Origin of the sequence: Natrinema thermotolerans (assembly GCF_031165565.1) — an archaeon.
GTDB classification, from domain to species: Archaea; Halobacteriota; Halobacteria; order Halobacteriales; family Natrialbaceae; genus Natrinema; species Natrinema thermotolerans.
Genome location: NZ_CP101873.1, coordinates 3,979,354 through 4,005,622, shown reverse-complemented (window position 1 = coordinate 4,005,622; position 26,269 = coordinate 3,979,354). Strand labels below are relative to the sequence as shown.

Here is a 26,269-nt window from a genome sequence, read left to right as displayed (position 1 = left end):
GCATCACACCGTTTAACTGTCGTCCGGGGGAAGTGAGCCCAATGACCCTGCACGTGACGAACACGTTGACGGGCGAAAAAGAGCCGTTCGAGCCACAGGACCCGGAAAACGTCTTGCTCTACTACTGTGGCCTGACGGTCTCGGACCCGCCACATCTGGGCCACGCCCGCTCGTGGGTCCACGTCGACGTCATGCACCGCTGGCTCGAGCAACTCGGCTACGACGTGCGTCACGTCGAGAACTTCACCGACGTCAACGAGAAGATCGTCGCCCGCGTCGGCGAGGACGACCTCGGCGCGGACGAACGCGAGGTCGCCGAGAGCTACGTTCGGCGGACGATCGAGGACATGCGCTCGCTGAACCTCCTGCGCGCCGAGGTCTACCCGCGCGTCTCCGAACACGTCCCCGAGATCGTCGACCTCGTCGAGACGCTGATCGAGAAGGGCTACGCCTACGAGTCCAACGGGTCGGTCTACTTCGACGTGACGAGCTTCGAGGAGTACGGCAAGCTCTCGAACCAGGAGCTGACCGAGATCGAGTCACAGGGCGACCCGGACGAGCGCTCGGAGAAGCGCCACCCCGCGGACTTCGCGCTCTGGAAGGCCGGCGGCGTCGATCCCGACGCCGTCGCGGAACACCGCCACGAGGGCGTCGACCACGGCGGCGACCCGCCCGAGGGCCTGACCTGGGACTCCCCGTGGGGCGAGGGCCGGCCCGGCTGGCACATCGAGTGTTCGGCGATGAGCATGACCCACCTTGGCGAGACGCTGGACATCCACGTCGGCGGCCGCGATCTGGTCTTTCCCCACCACGAGAACGAGATCGCCCAGTCCGAGGCCGCGACGGAGCAGCAGTTCGCGAACTACTGGCTCCACTGCGAACTGTTCCAGATGGACGAGGAGAAGATGTCCTCGAGTCTGGGCAACTTCGTCACGGTCGCGGAGGCGATCGACCGCTGGGGGGCAAACGTCATGCGGACCTTCCTGACCGCCGGCTCCTACAACAGCCAACAGCTCTACTCCGACGAGACGATCGCCGAGGCCGAAGAGCGGTGGGAACAGCTCGAGCGGGCCTACGAGGCCGCCGCCGAGACGCTCGACTCACCCGCGGCGAGTTCGAAGGCCGAAGACCTGACGCTGCGTGAGGCGGTCGCCGACGCCCGCGAGGCCTTCAGGACCGCGATGAACGACGACTTCAACACGCGGGAAGCACAGTCGGCGCTGCTGTCGGTCGCGACGGCGATCAACCGCCACCTCGAGGCGGTCGGCGACGAGGGAGCTGACTACCGCGGGCTCCGCCGGGCCGTCGAGGCGCTCGACGAACTGGGCGGGATCCTCGGGCTCTCCTTCGACGGGTCGACGACCGGCTCGGCCGAACTCGCCGGCGACGTCGTCGAACTCGTCCTCGAGGTCCGCGAACGGGAACGCGAGGCGGGCAACTACGAGCGCGCCGACGAACTCCGCGACGAACTCGCGGCGCTGGGAATCGAGGTACAGGATTCGGACGACGGCCCGACGTATCGGCTCCCCGACGGCGAGTGAGGGCGGGCCCGGATGGATCGACCGGTTCTCGATAGTCGGTCGGTAGCACACCCCTCAAGTAGATCCCGCTCCAAGAGTGGGTAATGAGTAGTTCAGGCGAGGACTCGTTGGTCGCCGCCGGCTTCGATGCGTTGGCCGCCCGCGTCGCGATTCTCGATACGGGCGGTACGATCGTCTACACGAACGAATCCTGGGAGTCGTTCGGCGACGAACAGGGACTGGCACGGAGCGCGGGCGGCGTCGGGAGTAACTATCTCGCGGTCTGTGAGGCGAGCGACGATCCCGATGCGGTCGAAACCGCACGCGGGATCCGCGCGATCGCCGCCGGCGACAGCGAGTCGTTCCGCCTCGAGTACCCCTGCCACACGCCGGGCGAGGACGGCTGGTACCTGCTGGATGCCAGACCGTACGACCACGGCGGCGAGCGGTTCGTCCTCGTCATGCACGTGGACATCACCGAACGCAAACTCCTCGAGCGGCGGACGCAGGAACAGGCCGACCGGATGGAGTCGTTCGCCACACTGCTCTCTCACGACCTCCGGAACCCGCTGTCCGTTGCGCTGGCGCACACGGAGATGCTCGAACTGGACGACGGCGTCGACCTCGGCGACGACAGCGACGAGAACCCGTTGCGCGCCTCGCTCGAGCGTATGGAGTCGATCATTGACGAGGCGCTGCACCTCACGACGATCGACGCGGTCGAGGAGACCGAACTTCTGGCGCTCTCGCGGGCCGTCGAGACTGCCTGGACCACCGTCCGCACGGACGGCGCGAGCGTCGACGTCGTCGACGACATCGCGATCCGTGCCGATCCGTCGCTGCTGACACACCTCTTCGAGAACCTGTTTCGAAACGCTGTCGAACACGGTTCGACAAGCCCTGACTCCCGAACTCGTCAGGACGCCGTCGAACACGGGGGAGACGGCCCCCGTATCGAGGTCGGGGCCCTCGAATCGACGGCCGCCGACGGGGACCGCGACGACGAGGCGGCGAAAGCGGTCGAGGGCGGAACGCGGCCCACGGACTGGTCGGGCGAAGCGGCCGACTACGACGGGTTCTACGTGGAAGACGACGGTCCCGGAATCCCGCCCGACGAGCGGGCGGCGGTGTTCGAATCGGGGTACTCCAGCGCCGGTGGGTCGGGCTTCGGGCTGGCGATCGTCAGCGACGTCGTCGACGCCCACGGCTGGTCGATCTCGATCGCGTCGGGACGGAACGGCGGCGCTCGGTTCGAGGTTCGCGGCGTCACCGTGGTCGAGCGATAAGCACCTGCGGTCAGAAGCCGATCGCGGTCGCGATCGAGACGCCGCTGGCGAGCGCGCCGAGCAGATAGCCCCCGATCGCCCCGCCGTTCAACAGCGGGAGGCCCGCGTGGGCCCGCCCCTCGATCACCATGTACATCAGGACGAGCAAGCCGGCGATCGTCCCCAGCGACGCGCCAAGCGCCGCCAGATTCAGCGCGAGCCCCGGAACCGCGATCGCCCCGGCCTCGAGGAACGACGCCGCACTGGCGACCAGTACCGTCGGGATGACGGCGTCGCCCAGCCCGATGAAGAAGGCGTCGCGCTCGAGGACGTCATCCTCGACTGCTTCGTCGTCGGTCGTGGCTGTCCCATCGTCGTCTTCGGCCGCTTCGCCGTCGCTCCCGTCCGCGGCCGTCCCGTCGTCGCCCGCGTCCTCGTGTTCGGCGACCGGCTGGCCGCCGTCGGCGGCACTTTCGTCCTCGAGGGCGTCCTCGGCGCTGCCGGCCGCGAGATAGGAGTACGACAGCGTCGTCGGCACGACGAGGACGACCGGGATCTTGAGGTCCATCACGCCCTCGGCGAGATCGAGCATGTGTTCGGTGCCGTAGACGCTGATGGCGTCGTAGACGGCCAGCACCGAGAGTAACAATAGGGCCGGCAGGAGCCCGAAACTGATCCCGAAGAGGGCGGCGGCACCGGCTCCCATCACGATCCCCGCGCCGTCGATGACGTACCACTCGGGATACCACAGCAGGGCGGCACCGACGGCCAGCGAGGCGAGGACGGCGAGTCCGTCGGCAACGCTGGCCGGGGCGATCGGCTCGACGAGGGCGGGCACGAGTTCGGCGAAGACGTACCACGAGATCATCACGCTGACACCGACCAGTAGGAGTCTGATCAGCCCCTCGAGGTCGTACCGGAAGGCGGCGAGCATCAGCGCGGTCGCGACGAGCATGATACCGACGTAAAAGATGCTGTTGGTCGGATCCTGCGGGTTCTCGACGGCTTGTCGTCCCGACTGGTCGAACGGTTCGACCAGCGCGAGGGCACCGATCTGGACGGCGACGAACAGCAGGACCGTCGCGCCGACGGCCGCGAGGATCCGGCTCCGATCGTTCATGCGGCGGGGTTCGAACCCCGCTTATATCGGCTTTTTCACTCGAGGGCCGGGCGGTGACGAGGAGTGTCCGAGAGAAGCGACCGCTACCGCGCGTACAGCGTCGATCCGACCAGTGCGGGCAAGTGGACGCCGTCGTCAGGCGTTACCGCCAGATACGGCCGCGAGACCGGTCCGAAGACGTCGACCACGCGGCCGATCGCCTCGAGGTCGTCGTCGAGGACCGTCGTCCCGATCTCGTCGCGGTGGGCGTCGCCGTCCGTTTCGTCCGCCCGGAGGACCGCGAGGCCCTGTGCGGTGCGGACGACGCTTCCAACCCGGCGCATCTCACTCGCGCATCGCGACGACGTACGCCGCGACGGCTTGGACGAGGTCGTTCTTCGTCGAGTCGTCGGCCCCGCGGACGACGACCCGGCCCCGGTCGGCCCAGTGTTCCCGCGAGTAGGCCTTGTCCCGCTCGATCGTGGCGTCGTACCCGATCTGCTGGACGGCCTTCGCGATCTCGTCGACCGTCGGTTCCTCGACCGCCAGGTCCTCGGCCACGCGCCGTCCCTCGGCCCGTGAGAGGGCCGCATCGAGATAGGCGGGCCAGATGACGTTCTCGACCATGCGCGTTCCTGTGCGGTCCGGCGAGTAAACCCTTTTCAAAACGATACGTCAGTGCGGGGGTACGGCGAACCGAACGGGAGACAGAAAGAACCGCGGACGCTATCGTCGCCGGGCAACGAAGCCGGCGGCGGCCAACAGGGCGATCAGTGCGGCGGCAGTGCCGAACCCGGGGATAGCGCTCTCGTTATCCCCGTCGCTCTCCGATCCGCCGTCCGACTCGTTTCCGTCGTCGCGGTACTCCTCGTCGACCGCCTCGAGGTCGCCTTCGATCTCGCTGTACACGTCGGGATGGACGGTCTCGATGATCGTCTCGATCGCGTAGACGACGTTGGGACCGGGCTGGCTCATCGCGTTATCGTCGACGGCGACGATGTTGTCCTCCTGGATGGCGGTCACTCCATCGAGGTCAGCCGTCGACGGCGGCGCATCCCAGCGGTCGCTGTCGGGGTAGACGATCCACTCGGGGTTCGCATCGACGACGACCTCCGAGTTCATCTGTCCCCATTCTACCTGGCCCTCCTCGGCCGCCAGGTTGGTCAGGCCGGCCGTCGTCATCACGTCGTGCTGGAACGTCTCCGTGCCGTGGGTGTCGCCGCTCTCGCCGCCGTCGTAGTACGCGAGCGGTGCGGACTCGTTTTCGAGCGCGTTCTCGTAGATCTCGAGTCGCTCGTTCATCCACTGGAGCGTCTCCTCGGCACCGTCACACTCGCCGGTCACCTGCCCGGTCACGCGGACGTTCTCGCGAACGTCCTCGAGCGAGGTCGCTCGGTCGAGGACGACGACCGTGATCCCGGCGTCCTCGAGTTGCTCGAGGAGATCCTGATTGTAGAGAGCGACGTTCGCGGCGAGGACGACGTCGGGATTCAGGCTGATGATCTCCTCGGCGACGGGAGTCACGCCGTCGTCTTTGGTGATGTCGGTCCTGTCGCCGGCCTCGAGCGACTCGGTGTACTGGCCGACGGGCATGCCGACGACCGTGTCCTCGGCACCGATCGAGTAGGCGAGTTGTGCGTCGCCCGGATAGAGCGTGACGACCGACTCGGGTTCGTCCTCGATCGTCACGTCCTCGCCGGTCGCGTCGGTCATCGTGAGCGGATAGTCACACTGTACCTCGGCGTCTTGTACGGCTGCTCCGGTCCCAGTTCCGGCGCCGGCCACGGCGGGCCCGATCGCCGAAACTGTAAGGAGAACTGTCAGAATAACGGCTAGCTGTCGTTGCATCGGGAGTACATCTACCCCACTTCAACAAATATTTGCCTACTGCAAGCGAGGTTGAGACGAATGCAGCGACGGCACCGAACGGCAGTGTGGTCAGCAGGACTGAGCGTCCTGCTCGTGGCCGTCGTCATCGGCAGCGCCGCCCTCGGACCGGTCCGGATCGAGCCGGCGACCGTTGCGATGGCGATCCTCAACGGCGTCGCCGTCCCGTCCGGGATCGAAGTTGGGACCGCGACGCTGCCCCTGTTCGGATGGCCCGTGCCGGTTCCGGGCCTCGAGTTTTCGTCCGCGTTCTCGTTTCCCGTCGAGAAGACCCACGAGTACATCGTCGTGCAACTGCGACTGCCGCGGATCGTCCTCGCCGCGACGGTCGGGTTCGCGCTCGCCGCCGCGGGGACGGTGATGCAGGGGTTCTTCCGGAACCCGCTCGCCGATCCGTCGATCATCGGCGTCTCCTCGGGCGGTGCGGCCGGCGCGGTCGCGGCCATCGCCTTTCCCGCGCTCGTTCCGTTCGGCAGCCTCCATCTGGCCGCGTTCGTCGGCGCGCTCGCGACGGCGTTTCTCGTCTACGCGATCGCGACCGAGGGCGGACAGACGCCGGTCGCGACGCTGTTGCTCGCCGGCGTCGCCGTGCAGGCCTTTCTCGGCGCGATGATCTCGTACATGCTCATCCACAGCGGCGACGGCCTCAGGGAAGCCGTCGTCTGGTTGATGGGGAGCCTGGCAAACCGGGGCTGGAACGACGTCACGTTCGCGCTCCCGGTGTCGCTCGCCGGCGCGCTCGTGCTGGCAACGTACGCGCGGGAACTGAACGTCCTCCTGCTTGGCGAGGAGGACGCCCACCACCTCGGGGTCGAGGTCGAGCGGACCAAACTCGTCCTGCTCGCGCTCGCGAGCGTCGTCACCGCGGCGGGGGTCGCCGTCACGGGCGTCATCGGGTTCGTCGGGTTGGTCGTCCCCCACATCATGCGGCTGCTCGTCGGCCCGGACCACCGGATCCTGTTCCCGACGAGCGCGCTCGCCGGCGCGTCGTTTCTGGTCGTCACGGACACGATCGCGCGGTGGCCGGCCGGCCCGACCGAGGTCCCGGTCGGCATCGTCACGGCGGCGCTCGGTGCCCCCTTCTTCCTGTTCCTGCTCACGCGCCGGGAGGTGTACTCGGTGTGACGCCGGCCGACCGCGACTCCGGTGCCGGCCGCGACCGAGATGACGACCTCGAGCCGGCGTCGATCTCGATCACGGACTGTTCGCTGTCGTTCGGCGACCTCGCAGTCCTCGAGAACGTGTCACTGACTATCGAGCCCGGCGAGTTCGTCGGGTTCGTCGGCCCGAACGGGGCCGGCAAGACCACCCTTTTGCGGCTGATCAGCGGGGCGCTCGCGCCCGATTCGGGGTCGATCGCGATCGACGGAACCGACGTTCACGGACTCTCCTCGCGGGCCTCGAGCCGGCTCGTCTCGGTCGTGCCCCAGGACACGACGCTGTCGTTTTCCTTCCCCGTCCGCGACGTCGTCGAGATGGGGCGACACCCGCATCGCTCCCGGTTCTCGTCGGCGACGCCCGAGGACCGCGCCGCGGTCGAGCGCGCCCTCGAGCGGACCCGGACCGCCGAACTGGCCGATCGGCCGATCGACGAGGTCAGCGGCGGCCAGCGCCAGCGGGTCGTGCTGGCGCGGGCGATCGCCCAGGAGACCCCGGTGATGCTGCTGGACGAACCCACCGCGAGCCTCGACGTGAACCACCAGGTCGAGACGCTCGAGCTGGTCCGGGAGCTGGTCGAGGGCGGTCGGACGGTCGTCGCGGCGATCCACGACCTCGAGCTGGCCGCCCGCTACTGCGATCGGCTCGTGTTGCTCGCGGACGGGCGGGTCGCGGCGGACGGCCCGCCCTCGAGCGTGTTGACGCGGGAGGCGCTCGCGGACTCGTTCGACGCGAACGCGGTCGTGACGCCGAGTCCGGTGACCGGGACCGAGACGGTGACCGCGTTCGCGGCCGACCGCGAGGCGGGGCCGCTGCCGGACCGGGTCCACGTCCTAGGGACCGGCACCGCTGCGGCCGGCGTCATCGCCCGCCTCGAGGCCGCGGGCGTCGGCGTCTCGGTCGGCCCGGTCTCGAGCGGCGACGCGGCGGCGGAGACGGCCCGCTCGCTCGGCGTCGAAACCGTCGAGACCGAGCCGTTCGCCCGGCCGAGTAACGCGGAGTTAGAGAGTGTCGAGTCGCTGATTCGGGCAGCTGGGGCGACAGTTCTCGCGGATTTCGTCGTCGGGGCGGGCACCCAGTCGCTGCTCGACCCGCTCGACGAGACGGACTCGCTCGTGCTGGTGGAGACGCGGCCGTTCGCCGACCGGAACTTCGCCGGCGGCGAAGCGCGAGAGCGCTACGAACGGTATCGTGAACGCGGACTCGAGGTGCCGGGCAGTCGCGTCCTCGAGGCTGTCTCGACGGTCGGTGCGGATCGGTCGCTATCGCGATCGTCGCCCCCGGCCGACTCGCGGGAGTCCTCCGACGACTGACGGCGACGCAGACGATTGACTGCGGGCCAGTCCCGAGTGGACGGAGCTGGCGGCGCGGACTGGACGGTTTTTTACCCCTCCGCCACCGAGTGGCCGCCAATGACCGAGTACGACTACGACGAGCTCGGACTCGTCGCCGGGCTGGAGATCCACCAGCAACTCGACACGGCGACGAAGCTGTTCTGTCAGTGTCCGACCGAGCTTCGCGAGCCCGAGGCGTCGACGCGAACGTTTTCGCGCTATCTCCACCCCACCCGGAGCGAACTGGGCGAACTCGACGACGCCGCCGTCGAGGAGAGCATGGTCGACCGCGAGTTCGAGTACCTCGCCTACGACACGACCTGTCTCGTCGAGGAGGACGACGAGCCGCCCCACGAGTTGGACGAGGAAGCCCTCGAAACCGTCCTCGAGATCGCCCAGCTCATGGACATGAGCCCGGTCGACCAGGCCCACGTCATGCGCAAGATCGTCGTCGACGGCTCGAACACGACGGGCTTCCAGCGCTCGTCGCTGATCGCCACCGGCGGCGCGATCGAGACCAGTGCAGGAGCGGTCGGCATCGAAGACCTCATGCTCGAGGAGGAAAGCGCCCAGCGCGTCGAGGAGACCGACGACGGCGTCCGCTACAGTCTCGACCGGCTCGGGATCCCGCTGGTCGAGATCGGGACGAGGCCCGACATCTCGACGCCGGAGCAGGCCCTCGAGGCCGCCGAGCGGATCGGCATGCTGCTGCGTTCGACCGGGAAGGTCAAGCGCGGCCTGGGGACGATCCGCCAGGACGTCAACGTCTCCATCGAGGAGGGTGCCCGCGTCGAGATCAAGGGCGTCCAGAGCCTCGACGACATCGACGACATCGTCCGCAACGAGGTGGCCCGACAGGCCGAACTCGTCAAGATCGCGGCCGAACTGGAGGAGCGCGAGGCGTCGGTCGGCGAGGTACAGGACGTGACCGGGGTCTTCGAGGACACCGACAGCGGCGTCATCTCGGGGGCGCTGAACTCGGGCGGTGCCGTCACGGCGGTGCCGCTCTATGGCTTCGACGGGATCGTCGGCCGCGAAATCGCCCCCGACCGCCGGCTCGGGACCGAACTCTCCGATCACGCGAAGCGCCACGGCGCGGGCGGGATCTTCCACACCGACGAACTGCCGGCGTACGGCGTCACCGAGGACGAGGTCACCGACCTGCGTGCTGCCGTCGGTGCCGAACCCGAGGACGCCGTCGCCATCGTCGCCGCCGACACCGAGGTTGCGGAATCGGCGATCGAGGCCGCCGCCGAGCGTGCCGAGACCGCCCTCGAGGGCGTCCCCGAGGAGACCCGCGGCGCGAACGACGACGGGACGACCCGCTATCTGCGCCCCCTGCCCGGCGCGGCGCGGATGTACCCCGAGACGGACGTGCCGCCGGTCGAGCCCGACCCGAGCGAGGTGCCCGAACCCGAACTGTTGACCGAGAAGGTCGAGCGGTATCAGGACGAGTACGACCTCGGCGCGGGGCTGGCCGAACAGGTCGCCTACGGCGAGTACATGCCGCTGTTCGAGGACGTCGTCGGCGGCGGAATCGATCCCACGCTGGCCGCGACGACGCTCGAGTCGACGCTGACCGAAGTCCGTCGTGACGGCGCGCCCGTCGAGAACCTGACCCGCGACCACCTCGAGGGCGTTCTCCGGCTGGTCGAGGACGGCGACCTGCCGAACGAGGGCGTGCCGGATCTGCTCGCGGCACTGGCCGAGGAGCCGGACCGGACGGCCGAAGAAGCGGCCGAGGACGCCGGACTCGGCGGAGCCGAGGAGGACGAAGTCCGCGAGGCCGTCGTCGAGGTCGTCGAACGCAACGCGGGCCAAGTCGAGGAGGAGGGCATGCAGGCCTTCTCCGGACTCATGGGCGAGTGCATGGGCGCGCTCCGCGGGAAGGCCGACGGCGACCTCGTGAGCGAACTCCTGCGCGAGGAGATTCAGAAACGAGCGTAACTCGCTCGAGGCGCAGTGCTACCGACGCCGCGGTTCTCACTCATCGACGAGTTCCTCGAGCAGCGTCTCTAACTCGTAGCTCTGGAGTGCGTCCCGTTCTTCGATCGCCGAGATGACGAACGTCGAGTCGGTCCGTTCGACGCCCTCGAGTTGTTCGAACTCGGCGATCAGGCGTTCGACCATGCCGCTGTCGCTCAGGCGTGCGACGACGATGAAGTCCGTCTCTCCCATCGTGAAGTAGACGTTCGTAACCCCCTCGACGGTCAGGAGCCGATCCGCGAACGTCTCGTAGGAGCCCCGATAGTCCGCGTGAACCTCGATCAGGACGGTGACGCCCAGCCCGAGTGCCTCGAGATCGATATCGTAGCGGTCGTTCTCGATGATGCCCTCCTCTCGGAGGTTGTTGAGACGGTAGTGGATCGTCGAGATCGGAATGTCGGTCGCCTCGTGGAGCCGTTCGGGACTTCCCGTCTCGAGTTCGGCGATCGCCTTGAGGAGGCGCACGTCGCGTTCGTCCATATGGACGAGGTTCGACCCCGACCGACATGTGTTTTCCGGCTTATGTAATTGCATATTTCTCCAACTATCGGCCGATTATCGGCGTCCAACTCGAAATGAATTCATATGTGTGGTTCTTGATTCTCAAAACACCGCTCGATTGTAGAAGGGTCTAAATACGACCGTGATTTTCGAAGGAGATATGAGTACAATCGATTGGATTCCAGATGGGTGCCGTGATGCGGCACTCTTTTCGATACTCGCGCTATGCTGGGGCAGTTCGTTCGTCGCGATCGAGATCGGACTCGAGTACGTTCCGCCGCTCCTGTTCGCCGGCCTTCGGTACGCGATCGCGGGCGCGATCGTCTTCGCATACGCGGCCGTGGTGAACGATCGGGTTCGACCGGCGGGCCGTGGAGAGTGGGCGGCAGTTACCGTCGCCGGCACGTTCGTCATCGCGCTCTATCACGGCCTGTTGTATCTCGGCGAACTGTACGTGTCGGGCGCGGTCGCGGCGACGATCGTTAGCACGGCCCCGATCCTGACGGCAGGGTTCGCCGGCGTGGTACTCCCGGAGGAGCGGCTGGCACCTGCAGGGATCGCAGGCTTGATACTCGGTCTGGTGGGCGTGATCGCTGTCGTCCAGCCGTCATCGGCCGCGCTCGGAAGCGACGTGACCGTCGGCGCTGTCCTCGTGTTCGGCTCGGCCGTCGCGTTCGCGCTCGGGAGCGTCCTCGTCCGCCCGATCGACTCGGCGCTCCCGATCGAGACGCTCCAGGCGTGGGCGATGCTCATCGGGGCCGGCGTGTTGCTCGGCTGGGCGTTCCTGCGCGGGGAGTCGGTCGCAGCGATCGAACTGACGTCGGCGACGGTCCTCTCGTTTAGCTACCTGACGCTCGTCTCCGGCGTGTTCGCGTTCTTCCTCTACTTCGAACTGCTCGAGCGAACCGGCGCGACGCAGGTCATCCTGGTCAGCTACGCCGAGCCGGTAGTTGCGATGGGGGTAAGCTGGGTCGCGCTGGGATATCTCGTCGACTCGCTCACGCTCGTCGGCCTGGTGACGATCCTCGCGGGCTTCGTCATGATCAAACGCAAGGCGCTGCGGTCCGTGCTTCGCTCGGCGCTCGACGGAGCGTCTTCCACGACCCCGTGATCGGCCACGTCTCGAGGCAGGCACTAACCGGTTTGCCACCGTACGGACAGCCTCGTCGGGTCGATCGGGACTTGGCCGTATCTGCACCGTCGGAAACAGTTATTAGCACGCACGTTGCCCGACAACCTGACTGAGAACGATGCAGCGCAAAACCGACCATACGGACCGTACTGTGGTGTGTCACGTGCGCGCACCCCTGCTTCTCGAGCCGATCGACGAGCAGATCGAGACGCTACAAGCCTGCGAGGACGAGGGAGCGATCGACGACCTGCTGTTGCGGAGTTGGCCCAAGGAGGTCGCGCTCTCCGAAGAGAGCCCCCATCAGGAGGTCCTCGAGAACTACGAACGGTTCGAGCAGTGGGCCGATCGCCGCGGCGTGAGCGTCCGCCCGCCGTTTCGGGAGCGGGAAACGACCTCGCAGATCACCGGTGAGACCCGCGAGCGGCTCGTGACGCCGCTTTTGTGTCTCGAGATCTACGAGGACGACGATCTGGTCGGGGTCTTCCCTCACACCGACGAGCGGACCGAGGAGACCTACACCACCGACGAGGCGATCGCGACGCTTCGGACCGGCGCGGTGCCGACCCCGCTCGAGCCGGTCGATGCCGGAGCAGCGACCGACGCCGACGGTGCGCCGGATGGGACGATCTCGGACCCGTGTCCCGACTGCGGCGGGGAGTTGATCGACGGCCAGGGACTGTTTGCCTGTGGCGACTGCGGCTGGGTCGGGCAGGTGACCGACTCCGGGCGGTACGTCGCCCAGGTGACGGCGTCCAAGACGACGGCGGAAGGGCAGACGCCGCCGCAGTCATAGGGACCCGTAGTCACAGTGCCCCGCAGTAACAGTGCCCCGCAGTAACAGTGCCCCGCAGTAACAGTACCCTCGACTACTCCGTTTTGGTCGCGAACGCGACGGATTCGACGCCGTCTCCCCGGCGCGTTCGCAGATTTACTCCTCGACCAGATCGCCGCTGTACTCGGCGTCGACCGCGACGGCCGATCCGTCCTGTTCGAACGTCACCGAATCGGCGTCGGTTCCCAGCGCCGACTCGAGGCGGTCGCGGTCGACGCTGGCCTCGTCGGCGTAGGTGACGACGGCGCTTGCGGTCGCGTCGCCGTCGCCGAGCGAGAGCTGTTGATGTGCGCCGTTTGCCCCCTCGAACGCGCCAAAGGCGAACTCGAGGCTGTCCGAGGACACCTGTTCGTTGCCGAGGGTCGCGGGATCGAACGCCTCGGTTTCCGTGTACCGACAGAGCGCCATGCCGTCGGTCGAACTGGCACGAAGGAGCCACTCGAAGTCCTCGTCGACGGCGTGTTTCGGCTCCCGATCGCCGACGGCCGTCTCGAGGACGCGTTCGACGGCGGCGATCGGCTCGAAGCCGTCGTCGTTCGGGTTTGGCGAGGTGACCGCGAACACTTCCTCGGAGACGCCGACGGCCTCGCCGGAGTCGGGGTCGCTGTAGACCGAATACGCGTCGGTGTCGCTCTCGGCCGCGTAACCGGCCGACTCGAGGTCGGCGGCGAGCCCGTCCTGATCGTACTGGCCCTTGACGGCGTAGACGCCGTTGGCGTCGACCAGCACGCCCTCGTCGGCGGCCGTCTGATCGTTGTTCACGTAGGCCTGGCGGGAGGCGCGACTGCCGAAGTTGCCGAACAGAACTGCCATGATGACGGGGTTCCCGAGCAGGGGATCCGTCGGCTCGTTGCCTTCGGCTGCACCCTCGTCGTTGAGCAGGGTATCGAGCGTCGCGCCGTCGATCGCACCGTAGAAGTACGACGGGTCGTCGCTCTGTGGGAGAATCGAGGCGTAGGCGGGAAGGTCACCGTTCTCACCGTCGATGTCCGCGTCACCGGCCGATTCGTCGGACTCGTCTTCGGTGTCGTCGTCGGAGCCGTTACCGTCGTCGGACGATCCGGAACAACCGGCCAGCAACGCCATCCCCGTTCCAAGTAGTCCCAGCGTCGCTCGTCGGCGATAGGTAGTCATGGTCAGGTGATGGTCACTGAAACCGTATTATTGTACCGGCCGTTATCGCCGATATTTAGCAGCGTTGACAGCCCGAGCGCCACCTCAACGGTCAGTCCTCGGCCGGCCGCTCGGTCGCGCGGCGGAGGAGACCGAGCAGGGTGTTGGCCTCGCGTTCGGTCAGGTCCGCCCGACCGAACACCCGTCTGAGCATCCGCATCGTCTTGTCGCGTTTCTCGTCGGGGTGGTTGATCTCGGTCAGCAGGTCGTCCCACTGGCCGTAGAGTCGGTCGACGGTTGCCTCGGGGGCACGAACCCGTTCGACGTCCGGTAACTGCGTTGCCTCGAGCGCGAGCGACCGAAGTTCGTAGAGCGTGACGGTCGCGGCCTGCCCGAGGTTGAGGACGGGGTAGGCCGCGCTCGCGGGGATCGAACAGATCTCGTCGATCCGGGCGAGTTCCGCGTTGGTCAGCCCGACGCGCTCGCGGCCGAACACGAGTGCGGTCGGTGCTTCGACGGTCGGGAGCCGGTCGGCCAACTCCGCGGGGGTCGAGTAGGGAAACCGCGTGTGGCTGCGATCGTCCTCGTTGGTCACCGCCGTACAGCCGATTGTATGGTAGTTCTCGACGAGGTGATCGAACGTGATCTCCTCGGCCTCGGGTAGGACATCCTCTCGAGCGTGGCCCGCGTAGCCGTAGGCCTCGCCGTCGGGATCGAGTTCGGGCGGGTCGATCAACAGCAACTCCTCGAAGCCGAAGTTCTTCATCGAGCGGGCGATCGTGCCAACGTTCCCCGGCGACTGGGCGTCGACGACGGCGACGGCCGGCACCGTTCGCGCCGTCGCGTCCGCGGTAGGTGGGATATCCTCACTCATCGGTTCGGAAAGCGGACGACCGAGACGCGAAATCGTTCGATGCCTCGTCGAAGGGGGGCTGTCGTCGAGTTCGATGGTGACTCCGTTCCGAGACCGCCGGACGGGACGGATGCGACCGACGCGACGGAAGCGAGACGCGGGTTCATAGCCGGAGTAGTGGTCGGGACCGCAAAAAGGAGTCCGTTCGTGACTGGCCGCGACCGGCTGTCGTGTGGTGGCTCGAGTCAGACCAGTTGCCGTTTCAGGACAACTACTCTAGCTTAGATACACTAGTCTAGAAACACTACTAGACTAGAGACATGGTAGTCCGATAGAACGGTATCCCCATCGTCGTGTTCCGACAGTGTGTTTCCGTGACTGTGGACCCCATCGAAGTCGTGGCCTCGTCGACTGTGCCGGTACAACGGGATCGTTCCCGTCCAGTATCGCCCTGTACGGGTTGGATTGGAATTAGTGAGAGAGGGACACACCCCCCTCGCGTTTGTAACCGTGATTGCGAGTGGGGGTTCTGTTCGTGAACACACCACCATCGCGGATGAAAGGCTGTTCGATAGTTCGCCTCATACGGCCCAAATCGGGCAATACTGATCGGACCACCCCACTCGTTTCCCGTTACAAACGCGACCGGGGTGTGCCCCCTCGAGCGAATCCCGATTCGAACGTTCGACCGCTGTAGCGATGCGGTTTCGACTGCAGTCTCGGATTCGGACCACACGCAGTGACCGCGACACAGCTCTCGGAATCGGTCGGTACTGGGGGTTTCGTGATCGAACGCGCCGGTTTTACACCCGCGATGGGGGTGCCCGTCCTGTGAATCGACCGGTTTCGGCGTTAGAAGCGCGAGGGCGGCGGATCGCCGGACGGACGGCCAGGTGGTCGAAAACGGGCGCTCGAGTCGCTTACCCGACGTGTTTACATCCGCGATCGATCTCCACAGCTTTATTTCAGTCGAGTTGAAAAGGCCGGCCACTGCAATGGCCGCCAACGACGATCGAGATCCGCTCTTTCGGTACGACGACCCCGTCTTCGCCGACGAGCGTCTGCTCGAGATCACGCACCTGCCCGGGCCGGACCGGATCGTCGGTCGCGACGAACAGATGCAACGGGTTGCGGACGCCCTGAACCCGGCGATCTTTGGGAGCGAGCCCAACCACCTGTTCATCTTCGGCAAGACCGGTACCGGCAAGTCGCTCATCTCGCGGTCGGTCACCCAGCGCGTGATCACCGAGGCCGAACACGACGACGTCACCGTGAAATACGCCTTCATCGACTGCGGGGAGCAGAACACCGAGGCCTCCATCGTCAAGACGATCGCTCAGATCGTCAACGAACCCGACGCGAGCGGGGTCACCGTCCCCGACCGGGGGCTCGGGACCGGCGACTACTACAAGCGCCTCTGGCAGGCCGTCGATCACTGCACCGACGTGACGATCGTCATTCTCGACGAGATCGACATGCTCGAGGACGACGAAGTGTTGCGCAAACTCTCCCGGGCCGGCGAGAACCGCCGAATCTCGGACTCGAGTATTGGCATCATCGGCATCTCGAACAAGATCGACTTCCCGGATCACCTCTCCGAACGCGTCAAGTCCAGCCTCTCGCGGGACGAACTCGTCTTCTCGCCGTACGACGCCAACCAGCTCGTCGAGATTCTCGAGAAACGTCGCGACGCGTTCCACGACGGCGTCCTCTCGGACGACGTGATCCCGTTGACCGCCGCGCTCGCGGCACAGGAACACGGCGACGCGCGCAAGGCGATCGACATCCTCCGGAACGCCGGCCGGATCGCCAAGAAGCGAAACGACACCCGCGTGACGGCCGACCACGTCCGCGACGCCAAGGAGAAGACCGAGGCCGACCGCTTCAACGAACTCATCGAGGGCTCGCCCCAACAGGCCAAGGCGATCCTCTACTCGCTGACCCTGCTGACCGAGAACAGCCAGGAAAAGGAGTTCCCGACGAAGATCATCTACAACCAGTACAAGGAGATCGCCCGCCGGCTTGACTTCGACGTCCTCTCGGAGCGCCGGGTCCAGGAGATCCTCCAGGAGCAGAACTTCCTCAACGTGATCCAGTCCGAACGTGAGGGCCGGGGACGCGGCCGGGGCGCTCACGCGAAACACCGCCTGCTCGAGAACCCCTCGATCGTCAAGAAGGTGCTGCTGCGTGACTCGCGGCTGGCGGTCCTCGAAGAGGAGTGACAACGGGTCCCTCGATCGTCGCGACCTGTGCGGACCGTGACTACTGGTGAGCGGCGGTTTTGGGACGATTTTCGATTGTCGCCACATATCTGGTAGATGTCGGGTCGTATCTCCACTAAAAACATCTAAAACCATATGTCTGGTCAGGAATTTAGCCAGCAGTAAATACTTATGAATATTTACTGCGTCCGTTCGGATAGATGACGAATTTCGTAACCGAACTCCGATCGGCGATGCGAAACGACCCCGGAGCGACGGCTATCGATTGCGAGGATCCGATGACGTTTTCGCAACTCTGGACCGCCACGGACTCGTTTGCGGGCGGCCTCGGGGAGCGGGAGATCACGGCCGGCGATCGGGTCGCGATTCACGTCGCCGATCCGCGCTCGGTTCTCGTCGCGGCCTACGGCGCGCTCAGGGCCGGCTGCGTTCCCGTCACGCTCCCCGCGACCTACGGGAACCGAGACGTGCGACACGTCCTGAGTGACACCGAGGCGACGGCGCTCGTGACCGACTCGAGCCCGATCATGCCCCTCCTGACGGGCAGCGAATCGCTGCGCGTCGCCGTGACCGTCGACTCCGACACCCGGATGGGCGTCTCGTTCGCCGACTTCCTCGACAACGGCGGGATGAACGGCTCGAACTCGCGGACCGGCATCGATGTCGTGCGGCGAGCGGACGAGGACCCAGCGCTGATCGCCTACGTCGATCGCGACGAGCGCCCGCCCGTCGCCGCCGTCTACACGCACGCATCCCTGCACGCGGCCGCAAGCGCTCGGCCGGACGCTCCCGGCGACGGCTCCGACCCACTCGAGTCCCACCGCAGCGCGGTGCCCCTCTCGGACCCGATCGAGTTCATGTACGGCGCGAACGCGACGCTTACCGACGGCGGGCGATACCGGCCGATCACGACCGCCGATCCGACGACGCTGCGCTCGTTGCTCGTGACGACCGAGGCCGATCGGACGTTCATCACTCCGGATCAGTACCGCGACCTCCGTGCGAACGGGGGCATCGACGACCGCGGACTCCGCGTCGTCGAATCGACGCGGGCGACGTTCAGTGCGGAACACGGCGACGCCGGCGACCCCGGCGACGCGGTTCGGCTGTGTGGGCTCCCCGAAACCGGGCTGACACACGTGCGACCGCCGGCCGACGTCGCGTCCGGCTCGATCGGCGACCCCCTCTCCGGGGTCCGGGCGCGAGTCGTCGACGAGGGGGCCGGTGACGAACTCGCGGTCACCAGCGCGGCGGTCGCGGACGACTCCCGCGATCTGCCCTCGTTGACCGACAAGCGGGCGGTGACGATCGACGGCACGCGCTGGGTCAGGACAGGCGTCCCGGCGCGTTCCGAAGACGGCGTGATCCGTCGCCGAACGGAGGCCAAGCCCGTTCGTTCCGCCACGGACCGATAGTGGCTCGCCGGAACCACGATACCTTTTTGCCTCGCTTCCTCAGACCGGGTATGCACAACGTCGACGCCGCCGGCCTGGGGATCGGTGACGACCATCCGCCCCGGATCATGGGCGTATTGAACGTCAGCGAGGAGTCTCCCTACGATCCCAGCGTCTACGACGACCCCGGCGACGCGGCCCGCTACGTCGACGAGGAACTGATCGGCGAAGGGGCCGACATCGTCGACATCGGTCTCGAGTCCGCGAACAAGCGCTTCGACGTCCTCTCGGCCGAGGAGGAACTCGAGCGGCTACCGATCGCGCTCGAGACGATCGAGCGCGTCTCGGGCGACGCGGTCTTCTCCATCGAAACCCGGTACGCCGAGGTCGCCGACGAGGCGCTCTCGCAGGGGTTCGACATGGTCAACGACATCGCGGGCTTTGCCGATCCCGAGATGCCGACCGTCTGTGAGGACCACGACGTCGCGGTCGCGAAGATGGCCAGTCCGCCGGACCTCGAGCGCCCCGGCGCGGTCGAGGAGAACGACTGGGCCGAGCGGAAGTCGCCGGACTGGGCCGAACGAGCGGACTACGTCGACCAGGTGTACGAGGCGCTGAAACAGAACGGGCTGACGGACAAGACGATCGTCGATCCCGCGTTCGGCGGCTGGAGCGAGGCCCAGACGGTCGCCGACGATCAGGAGACGTTCCGGCGTCTGCGGGAGTTCCGGGCGCTCGAGCGGCCCATGCTGGTCTCGATCAACCGGAAGAACTTCCTCGGGGAGATCGCCGGCCGCGAGACCGAGGAACGACTGCCGGTGAGTCTGGCCGCGACCTCGATGGCCGTCGAGCGAGGGGCACACGTGATCCGGACCCACGACGTGGCCGAGACGCGGGACGCGGCCCTGATCGGGAAGGCGTTCACCGAGCGACGGGCCGCGACGGTCGGGGGCATCGACGTCTCGCAACTGGATGTCCACTCGACGGCCGAGTTCCGGGCCCAGCTCCGAGAGCGCGGTATCGACCCCGACTTCGCCGACGACTGGCAGGCCCAACTCCTCGAGATCGACGGGCTCGATGTCGACGCCGGGGAGCGGTTGACGGCGGTCGCGGCCGACCACGGGGCAGTCGTCCAACGCACGTCAGACGCCCGACTGCTGCTCGTCGGATCGACGACGTCGGTTTCCGGCGTTGCAACGGATCTCGCGTCCCGTGACGGCCGTTTGGGCACACTCGGCGAGAAGCTGTCAGAACTGCTGCGTTAAGAGAAAGCTTATACCGGATGCTTCAAAATGGAAGAGTGGACGCCGGGCGGCCTCCCGGGTAGGGGTACTTTGGAGGCGACCCCCGGCCCACATCACGGAATTATTGTGGCCCTACATCGACCAGCGACGGCTGTGGGTCGACCGGCAGTATCCCGAAGGTCCAAACCGGTCGCGCCGCGAGTACCCGCATGGAGTTCGACGAGTGGGAACCGGTCTACGAGGCCATTCTCGAGGACTTCGGCTACGGTCGGGCCGGCGACGAGCGTGGTCGCGACCTGCTGGAATCGCTGCTCGAGACGTCGTTCGAGCCGACGGCACTCCCGATCGGGCCGGACGCGACGGTGGCCATCGCGGGGGCCGGTCCGTCGCTAACTGACGATCGGAGCCTCGAGCGGGCGCGCGAGGCCGATGTCGTCCTCGCCGCATCGACCGCCGTCGACACGCTCGCGAGCTGCGGGATCGACGCCGACTGTATGGTGACCGACCTCGACAAGAACCCCGAGACCGTCGAGCGGCTCACCCACCAGGGGGTCCCGGTCGCGGTTCACGGCCACGGCGACAACCGCGAGGCGATCCGCGAGGTCGTGCCGAACTGCGACCACGCGTCCATCGTGCCGACGACCCAGGCCGCACCGACAGGACCGGTCCGGAACTTCGGGGGCTTTACCGACGGCGACCGAGCGGCCTTTCTCGCCGATCACCTCGGGGCCGCCGATCTGGTCTTCGTCGGCTGGGACTTCGATGATCCAGCGGTCGATGACGTGAAATCGCACAAACTCGAGTGGGCCGAGCGACTGCTCTACTGGCTCGAGGGCCGACGCGGCGATCGATTCGGCGTCCTCGACGGACGGCGGGACGACATCGAGACTGCCTCCCTCCCGATCGACTCCCGCTGACGACGCCGTCGTCGGCGCTTTCCGCGGACTCCGTAGCCGTCACTGAATCCGATACTCGACGATGTCGTCACAGCCACAGGCCGGACACGTCGCGGCCGACTCGAGCGTCGTCCCACACCGCCGACACTCCTCGATTACCGTCCGGTCGTCGCTCCGGAGCAGTACCGCCTCGAGCGTCTTTCGTACGGTCGATCCGGTCGTGGAATCGCTCCCCGCTTGTCCACCCATAGCAGTTCGGTCACTCATATCACAGTTCGTTATTGTCCGATTATCCGAACTGACACGAACGGTGATGTGACCCGGGCCGATAACCGATGGCCCACAGTGGTCTCCCGCGGCGGTAATCGGCCCCTAGACGCCCGTCTCGCGGGTCGACGGCTCCCCGTCGACGGGCCGGTAGCGACGGGGCGTCCCCTCGAGGCGATCGACCCGTCCCTGCCGCTCGAGGGTCCGCAGGTGTGCCGCCGCCTCGCCGGCCCCGAACTTGACGTGGATCCCCGCGAGATCGCCGAACAGGTCGCCGGCGAGATCCCAGGGGGTCGCAGTGCCGCGTCGTTCGAGCGCCGCGAACACCCGACGGGAGCGCTCCCGGTGGTGGGTCAGGATCTCGGCGACGCGTCCGGACTCGACGGCGGTGCCGTGGCCGGGCAGGAGTCGCTCGGACCGGTCAGCGAGTCGCTCGAGCGTCCGCCGAAACGCCGCCAGTGGGTCGTGATCGATCGCCGCGCTACCGGCCGCCGGATCGTCGCACCGGACCGGGTTGACCGCCGTCGGGCGAAGGGTCCGGGTATCGCTCCCGCCGACGTTCGGCGTGGTGGTCGGCAGGACGGCGTCGCCGACCAGGACGAATCCGTCGCCGGCGAAGGCGGTGTGCCCGAGCGTGTGCCCCGGCGTCGCGATCGCCTCGAGCCCCGCGACCCGGTCGCCGTCCGCGAGTCGCTCGACGGGCGTCTCGTCGGGCATCGCCGAGACGGCGTCGCCGTCGATGACCTCGCCGACGGCGTCGGCCGGCACGCCCCAGGCGTCCATCGTCGCGGCGTCGCGCTCGAGGCGGCGCTCGCGCGCCTCGGCGTAGTCGGCGACCAGCGGCGCGTCGCCGGCCCCCATCGCCAGCGCCGCGTCCGCGGCCGCGGCCAGCCGCGGCGCGAGGCCGGCGTGATCCGCGTGCCAGTGAGTCACGAGGACGTACTCCAGCGCCGCCGGCTCGACGCCGGTTCGCTCGAGGCCCGCTCGGAGGTCGCGCCACGCGCGGTCGGTCGGCGGTCCGGGGTCGACGACGGCCCGATCGCCAACGAGGTACGCACTGTTGGTCCCTTCCGGCGCGTCCCCGCCAACGTCGATGCGCGTGATCTCGTCGGCAGTCATTCCCGCGACTCTCGGGCGGCGGGCGTCTTAGTTCCCCGTCGTTCGCCGGCCGATACCGTCTCCGTGTAGGGTCGTGAGAGGCTTCCCTTCAGGTTCACGGTCGACGAACGCCGCGGGCCCTCGGACAACTAAAATAGTGCGTCGAGTTCCCCGCCGGTGTCCATCAGGGACGTAAACGCCTCGTCGGCCTGCGCCCGGACGTCCTCGGTCGTCTCCTGAGCCTCGATGGCGACCTGCTGGAGCTGGTCGATCCGCGGCACGTCGGTGACTCCCGACAGCAGGACGATCGTCCCGACCTCGCTCCGGTCGGGCAGGGGGTAATCGCCACCGCGGATCTCCATGCTTCCCGTCTCGTCCTCGAGCCACTGCCGGCCGCGCTCGACGCCCTTGCGGTTGAGCCGGCTCGGCGGGCCGGTGGCGACGACCAGCCCGCGGTCGGCGCTGGCGACGTCACAGGGCAGGGTCAGCCGGCCGAGCGTGGCCTTGCGGACGAGGCTCGTCAGCCGGTTGGTCGCCGCGCCCTCGTCGAATCCATCGTCGCCGGTCAGCGACGAGAGCAGTCCGTCGTCGGTCTCGACCGTCTCGCTGGCGTACCCGATAGTGGAGACGCCGCCGCCCGAGAGCGTGTTGATGATCTCCGAGGAGTCGACGACGCTTTCGGCGACGTGATCGCCCTGGTCGATCTCGCCGGCGGCGAAGAGGAGCCCGAACCGCTCGACGATCTCGCGGTTGATCCGGTCGTAGCCGCCCGCGACCGACTCGCCGGCGCTGCGCCATGCGTCGTTGTCGAAGACCAGCAGGTTGTCGACCTCGTCGACGAACGTGCGGAACGACCGGGCCGCGTTGAGCGTGTAGATCCCGCCCTCGTCGGTCCCGGGGAGGATCCCGAGCCCGTAGACGGGTTGGGTGTAGATCCGTCGGAGGTGTTTCGCGAGGACCGGTGCGCCGCCGCTCCCGGTGCCGCCGCCCATGCCAGCGACGACGAGGAAGGCGTCGATTTCGTGGACCGGAATCCGATCGATCGCGCCCTGTATCTCGTCGATGTCCGCCTCGGCGATTTCGGCACCGAGTTCGTTGTCCGCGCCGACGCCGTGGCCTTTCACCCGGGCCTGTCCGACGAGGACGCGGTTCCGTTCCGGGACGCGCTCGAGCCCTTTCAGGTCCGTCGTCGCGGAATTGACCGCGATTGCGGACTCGACGAAGCCGCCGCCGGTCCGCTCGTCGAACGCCAGGAACTCGTCGACGACCTTCCCGCCTGCCTGACCGAAGCCGATGAGTGCGAGTTTCATAGCTGTCTGTCGTGGCCGTTCCCCGGCGCGGCCGCGACCGATCACTCGGGATCGGCCGCCGCGACCGGAATGGGAACGGGTTCCACGAATCGAGCGTCGACAGCATCGGGCATTGTTATGGCCGACATATACCTGAGGAAAAGACAGTCATCGAACCGCTACCCTTCGTTAGTGAACACGTTCAGCGATCGATTACTATCATCAATTCGTGACCGTTCGGATCGCCGATCGATCTCGTGGAGAAAGGCCGCGACCACGTCGCCGCCATCCCCACGCTTTCGGTCCTCGAGCCCCGACTGCGACCGTGAACGTCTTCTGGCATCGCCGGGATCTCCGGCCCGACGACAACCGCGGACTGGCACGCGCCGCGGCCGCCGACGAGTCGGTCGTTCCGCTGTTCGTCCTCGATCCGACGGTCCTCGACCACGCCTCGCCCGTCCGGGTCGCGACGTTGCTCGAGGCCCTCGAGGATCTGCGGTCGCAGTACCGAGATCGCGGGAGCGATCTGCTCGTCGTCCGCGGCGAGGCGAGCGCGGCCGTTCCCGAGGTCGCGGCCGAGTACGACGCGACGACGGTCGTCTGGAACGAGGACTACAGCGGGCTCGCACGCGAGCGCGACCGGGCGGTCCGGGCGGCCCTCGAGGACGAGGGCATCGCCGCCGAGTCGCTCCACGACGCGATCCATCACGAACCGGGCTCGATCACGCCCAATCAGGGCGATCACTACTCGGTGTTTTCCTACTTCTGGAAGAAGTGGCGCGACCGGGACAAACGCGAGCCCGCGGTCGAACCGGATGCGGACGACCTCGCGGCCGTCTCGGGCGAGCCGATCCCGACGCTTTCGGACCTCGGATTCGACGAACCCGAGGCGACGCCGCCGACGGTGACGACGGCGGCGGCTCGAGAGCGGGTCGCCGACTTCTGTTCGGGGCCGATCTACGACTACGCGGACCGGCGCGATTACCCGGCCGAGAGCGGCACGTCGCGGCTCTCGCCGCAGCTGAAGTGGGGGACGATCGGCCCGCGGGAGCTGTACGCGGCGACCGAGCGGGCAGCCGAGCGAGCCGAGAGCGACGACGACCGCGAGAGCGTCCGCGAGTTCCAGCGCCAGCTCGCCTGGCGGGAGTTCTACGCCCACGTCCTCGCGTTCAATCCCGAAACCGTCACCGAGGATTTCAGTGGCTACGAGAACGACATCGAGTGGCACGACGATCCCGACGCGCTCGCCGCGTGGCAGGCCGGCGAGACGGGGTGTCCGATCGTCGACGCGGGGATGCGCCAACTCCAAGCCGAGGGATGGATGCACAACCGCGTGCGGATGCTCGTGGCCTCGTTTCTGACCAAGGACCTCCTGCTCGACTGGCGGGCCGGCTACGACTGGTTCCGTCGGAAGTTGGCCGACCACGACACCGCAAACGACGTCGGCGGCTGGCAGTGGGCGGCCTCGACCGGCACTGACGCCCAGCCGTACTTCCGGGTGTTCAACCCGATGAAACAGGGCCGCGAGTACGACCCCGATGCCGAGTATATCCGCGAGTACGTCCCCGAATTCGCCGACGCGAGCCCCGCGGAGATCCACGGCTGGCACGAACTGTCCGATGCGGAGCGAAAGCGAATCGCCCCCGACTACCCGGCCCCGATCGTCGACCACGCGGCCCGCCGCGAGCAGGCGATCGCGATGTTCGAGCGGGCACGCGACGACTCGTAGCCGTCGACCCAGCCGTCCGATCGCGTCCCGTCGCCGTCGGCGACCGATCAACGGCACCTGCCCCTTCTAATGACTGAGCCGATACGAAGGTATTACCTATAGGCATCAAAGTCCACGTTTGCCACCACCCTTATCCGGCGGACTCTCTTAGCGGCTAGTATGTCCTCTCCGGACGAACCGTCGACGCCGAATGGAGAGGTGCCGCCCTCTCAGGCGATCATCGAGGCGATCGCCGCGCACGAAGGCGTCGACGTCACCGAGATCGAGCCCCCGGCCTACGAGCCGCTGTTTACCGCGGTCAACCCGGAGGCGCTCGACGAACTGTTCCGAACCGCCGCGGGAACCGAAAGCAACGCGGTGGTCTCCCTCGAGTACGAGGGCTACGAGATCGTCGTTCGCGCCGATGGCGTCGAGGTCCGCGATCGGGGCCGCCGACGAGTCGGTTAGCCGGGCCATCGAGGAGTAAGTCGCCTCAGTCGGCCCAGTAGGCCTCGCCCGGCTGTGTCTCGAAGACCGCTCGATCGAGCAGTTCGATCGCCTTCTCGAGGCCCTCCCGTGAACTCGTCAGCGAGTCCTCGTGTTCGATGCTTAGGGTGCCGTCGTAGCCGACCAGCCGGAGCGCCGAGACGATATCCTTCCAGTGGGCCTCGCCGTGCCCGTAGCCGACCGACCGGAAGAGCCACGATCGGTTCGGTTCGTCGTCGTAGGCGGTCGTGTCCAGCACCCCTTTCTCGCGGGCCTGCGCGTCGTAGATCTTGGTGTCCTTGGCGTGGACGTGGTGGATCGCGTCGCGCTCGCCCAGATAGCGGATCGCGTCGGTGATGGTGATTCCCTGCCAGTAGAGGTGGGATGGATCGAAATTCGCCCCGATCCGCTCGCCGGTCTCCTCGCGGAGCCGTGCCAGCCCGTGGGGTTCGTAGATCAACATGTTCGGATGCATCTCGATCGCGACGTCGACCCCGTGATCGGCCGCGTCGTCGGCGATCTCGCCCCAGTAGTCGATCGCCCGTCCCCACTGGTACTCGAGCGCGTCGGCGTGTTCGGGTGGCCACGGCGCGGTGATCCAGTTGGGAACCTCGTCGTCGGGGCCGCCCGCGGGCAGCCCCGAGAAACAGGTGACGGCGTCGACCTCGAGCTGGGCGGCCAGCCGGATCGCCTCCCGGAGTTCGGTGTCGGCCTCGGCGGCCCGCTCGTCGTCGGGGTGGAGCGGGTTGTTGTGGGTCGCGAGCGCACTGATCTCCATGTCACACTCCTCGAGAAGGTCCCCCAACTCGGCCTGTGCGGTCTCGTCGTCGAGGTACTCGGACCGGACGAGGTGATCCTGCCCCGGGTGGCCGCCGACGCCGGGTTCGATCGCGTCGACGCCGAGGTCGTCGAGATAAGGTAGCGCACTCTCGAGTTGTTCGTCGGCCAGCGGCGGGGTGTGGACGCCGATCTGCATAGGTCAGCG

General features: G+C 67.2%; 24 protein-coding genes. 13 read left to right on the top strand and 11 right to left on the bottom strand.

Annotation, left to right across the window (positions count from 1 at the left end):
* Positions 1-41 precede the first annotated feature (41 nt).
* Both cysS and NP511_RS20560 read left to right on the top strand, forming a co-directional pair.
* Entirely contained in the window at positions 42-1,541 is a 1,500-nt protein-coding gene (cysS, locus tag NP511_RS20565; protein WP_049964175.1) for a cysteine--tRNA ligase, read from the top strand.
* Positions 1,542-1,624: 83 nt separating this feature from the next.
* Entirely contained in the window at positions 1,625-2,806 is a 1,182-nt protein-coding gene (locus NP511_RS20560; RefSeq protein WP_049964174.1) for a sensor histidine kinase, read from the top strand.
* A gap of 10 nt (positions 2,807-2,816) precedes the next feature.
* Here the strand turns inward: NP511_RS20560 and NP511_RS20555 are convergent, their stop codons facing one another.
* The 4 genes from NP511_RS20555 to NP511_RS20540 all read right to left on the bottom strand — a co-directional run bounded on the left by NP511_RS20555 (position 2,817) and on the right by NP511_RS20540 (position 5,732).
* A complete protein-coding gene (locus tag NP511_RS20555; RefSeq protein WP_049964173.1) occupies positions 2,817-3,905 on the bottom strand; it encodes a presenilin family intramembrane aspartyl protease PSH in 1,089 nt (362 codons plus the stop codon).
* Between the two features lie 83 nt (positions 3,906-3,988).
* Positions 3,989-4,228 carry an H/ACA ribonucleoprotein complex subunit GAR1 gene (locus NP511_RS20550; protein ID WP_006180892.1) on the bottom strand — a complete coding sequence of 80 codons (240 nt, stop codon included), beginning with the start codon at positions 4,226-4,228 and terminating at the stop codon, positions 3,989-3,991.
* A 1-nt stretch (position 4,229) separates the two neighbouring features.
* On the bottom strand, positions 4,230-4,511 hold the full coding sequence (gene srp19, locus NP511_RS20545; RefSeq protein WP_006180893.1) for a signal recognition particle subunit SRP19: 282 nt from the start codon (positions 4,509-4,511) through the stop codon (positions 4,230-4,232).
* Between the two features lie 99 nt (positions 4,512-4,610).
* Positions 4,611-5,732 carry a PGF-CTERM-anchored ABC transporter substrate-binding protein gene (locus NP511_RS20540; RefSeq protein WP_049964172.1) on the bottom strand — a complete coding sequence of 374 codons (1,122 nt, stop codon included), beginning with the start codon at positions 5,730-5,732 and terminating at the stop codon, positions 4,611-4,613.
* A gap of 60 nt (positions 5,733-5,792) precedes the next feature.
* Here NP511_RS20540 and btuC point away from each other — a divergent pair, with 60 nt between their 5' ends.
* From btuC to gatE, 3 genes are all read left to right on the top strand, one after another.
* Entirely contained in the window at positions 5,793-6,896 is a 1,104-nt protein-coding gene (gene btuC, locus NP511_RS20535) for a vitamin B12 ABC transporter permease BtuC (protein WP_049964171.1), read from the top strand.
* Positions 6,893-8,242, top strand: coding sequence for a heme ABC transporter ATP-binding protein (locus NP511_RS20530; RefSeq protein ID WP_049964170.1), 1,350 nt, complete (start codon positions 6,893-6,895; stop codon positions 8,240-8,242). Before btuC ends, NP511_RS20530 begins: the two co-directional genes overlap by 4 nt.
* Before the next feature lie 99 nt (positions 8,243-8,341).
* Positions 8,342-10,210 carry a Glu-tRNA(Gln) amidotransferase subunit GatE gene (gene gatE / locus NP511_RS20525; protein WP_049964169.1) on the top strand — a complete coding sequence of 623 codons (1,869 nt, stop codon included), beginning with the start codon at positions 8,342-8,344 and terminating at the stop codon, positions 10,208-10,210.
* A 36-nt stretch (positions 10,211-10,246) separates the two neighbouring features.
* On the opposite strand, the gene NP511_RS20520 is transcribed toward gatE, so the two are convergent.
* Positions 10,247-10,729, bottom strand: coding sequence for an Lrp/AsnC family transcriptional regulator (locus NP511_RS20520; RefSeq protein WP_006180898.1), 483 nt, complete (start codon positions 10,727-10,729; stop codon positions 10,247-10,249).
* Positions 10,730-10,910: 181 nt separating this feature from the next.
* Between NP511_RS20520 and NP511_RS20515 the strand changes: the two genes are divergently transcribed.
* The gene (locus NP511_RS20515) at positions 10,911-11,861 is read left to right on the top strand and encodes a DMT family transporter (protein WP_049964168.1); all 951 of its coding nucleotides are present in this window, start codon (positions 10,911-10,913) and stop codon (positions 11,859-11,861) included.
* A 139-nt stretch (positions 11,862-12,000) separates the two neighbouring features.
* A complete protein-coding gene (locus NP511_RS20510; protein WP_211249076.1) occupies positions 12,001-12,675 on the top strand; it encodes an HTH domain-containing protein in 675 nt (224 codons plus the stop codon).
* Positions 12,676-12,810: 135 nt separating this feature from the next.
* Here NP511_RS20510 and NP511_RS20505 read toward each other — a convergent pair whose 3' ends face one another.
* Complete coding sequence (locus tag NP511_RS20505; RefSeq protein ID WP_049964167.1) at positions 12,811-13,848, bottom strand: hypothetical protein; 1,038 nt, start codon at positions 13,846-13,848, stop codon at positions 12,811-12,813.
* A 91-nt stretch (positions 13,849-13,939) separates the two neighbouring features.
* Positions 13,940-14,701, bottom strand: coding sequence for an RNA methyltransferase (locus NP511_RS20500; RefSeq protein ID WP_006648690.1), 762 nt, complete (start codon positions 14,699-14,701; stop codon positions 13,940-13,942).
* A 974-nt stretch (positions 14,702-15,675) separates the two neighbouring features.
* Here NP511_RS20500 and NP511_RS20495 point away from each other — a divergent pair.
* The 4 genes from NP511_RS20495 to NP511_RS20480 all read left to right on the top strand — a co-directional run bounded on the left by NP511_RS20495 (position 15,676) and on the right by NP511_RS20480 (position 20,457).
* On the top strand, positions 15,676-16,902 hold the full coding sequence (locus tag NP511_RS20495; protein WP_006180903.1) for a Cdc6/Cdc18 family protein: 1,227 nt from the start codon (positions 15,676-15,678) through the stop codon (positions 16,900-16,902).
* Positions 16,903-17,102: 200 nt separating this feature from the next.
* Positions 17,103-18,317 (top strand): AMP-binding protein, encoded by a 1,215-nt coding sequence (locus tag NP511_RS20490; protein WP_049964166.1) that lies wholly within the window; start codon positions 17,103-17,105, stop codon positions 18,315-18,317.
* Between the two features lie 50 nt (positions 18,318-18,367).
* Positions 18,368-19,561, top strand: a complete 1,194-nt coding sequence (gene folP, locus NP511_RS20485) for a dihydropteroate synthase (protein ID WP_049964165.1) — start codon at positions 18,368-18,370, stop codon at positions 19,559-19,561.
* A gap of 188 nt (positions 19,562-19,749) precedes the next feature.
* A complete protein-coding gene (locus NP511_RS20480; RefSeq protein WP_049964164.1) occupies positions 19,750-20,457 on the top strand; it encodes a 6-hydroxymethylpterin diphosphokinase MptE-like protein in 708 nt (235 codons plus the stop codon).
* A gap of 39 nt (positions 20,458-20,496) precedes the next feature.
* Here the strand turns inward: NP511_RS20480 and NP511_RS20475 are convergent, their stop codons facing one another.
* From NP511_RS20475 to NP511_RS20465, 3 genes are all read right to left on the bottom strand, one after another.
* Positions 20,497-20,685, bottom strand: coding sequence for a hypothetical protein (locus tag NP511_RS20475; protein ID WP_006648686.1), 189 nt, complete (start codon positions 20,683-20,685; stop codon positions 20,497-20,499).
* Positions 20,686-20,808: 123 nt separating this feature from the next.
* The gene (locus tag NP511_RS20470) at positions 20,809-21,822 is read right to left on the bottom strand and encodes an MBL fold metallo-hydrolase (protein ID WP_049964163.1); all 1,014 of its coding nucleotides are present in this window, start codon (positions 21,820-21,822) and stop codon (positions 20,809-20,811) included.
* A gap of 128 nt (positions 21,823-21,950) precedes the next feature.
* Entirely contained in the window at positions 21,951-23,111 is a 1,161-nt protein-coding gene (locus NP511_RS20465; RefSeq protein WP_006648684.1) for a tubulin/FtsZ family protein, read from the bottom strand.
* A gap of 304 nt (positions 23,112-23,415) precedes the next feature.
* On the opposite strand from NP511_RS20465, the gene NP511_RS20460 reads away from it, so the two are divergent.
* Both NP511_RS20460 and NP511_RS20455 read left to right on the top strand, forming a co-directional pair.
* Complete coding sequence (locus tag NP511_RS20460; protein WP_049964162.1) at positions 23,416-24,819, top strand: cryptochrome/photolyase family protein; 1,404 nt, start codon at positions 23,416-23,418, stop codon at positions 24,817-24,819.
* 159 nt (positions 24,820-24,978) lie between these two features.
* Entirely contained in the window at positions 24,979-25,266 is a 288-nt protein-coding gene (locus NP511_RS20455; RefSeq protein ID WP_049964161.1) for a HalOD1 output domain-containing protein, read from the top strand.
* 25 nt (positions 25,267-25,291) lie between these two features.
* On the opposite strand, the gene NP511_RS20450 is transcribed toward NP511_RS20455, so the two are convergent.
* Positions 25,292-26,260 carry a sugar phosphate isomerase/epimerase family protein gene (locus NP511_RS20450; RefSeq protein ID WP_049964160.1) on the bottom strand — a complete coding sequence of 323 codons (969 nt, stop codon included), beginning with the start codon at positions 26,258-26,260 and terminating at the stop codon, positions 25,292-25,294.
* Positions 26,261-26,269 lie beyond the last annotated feature (9 nt).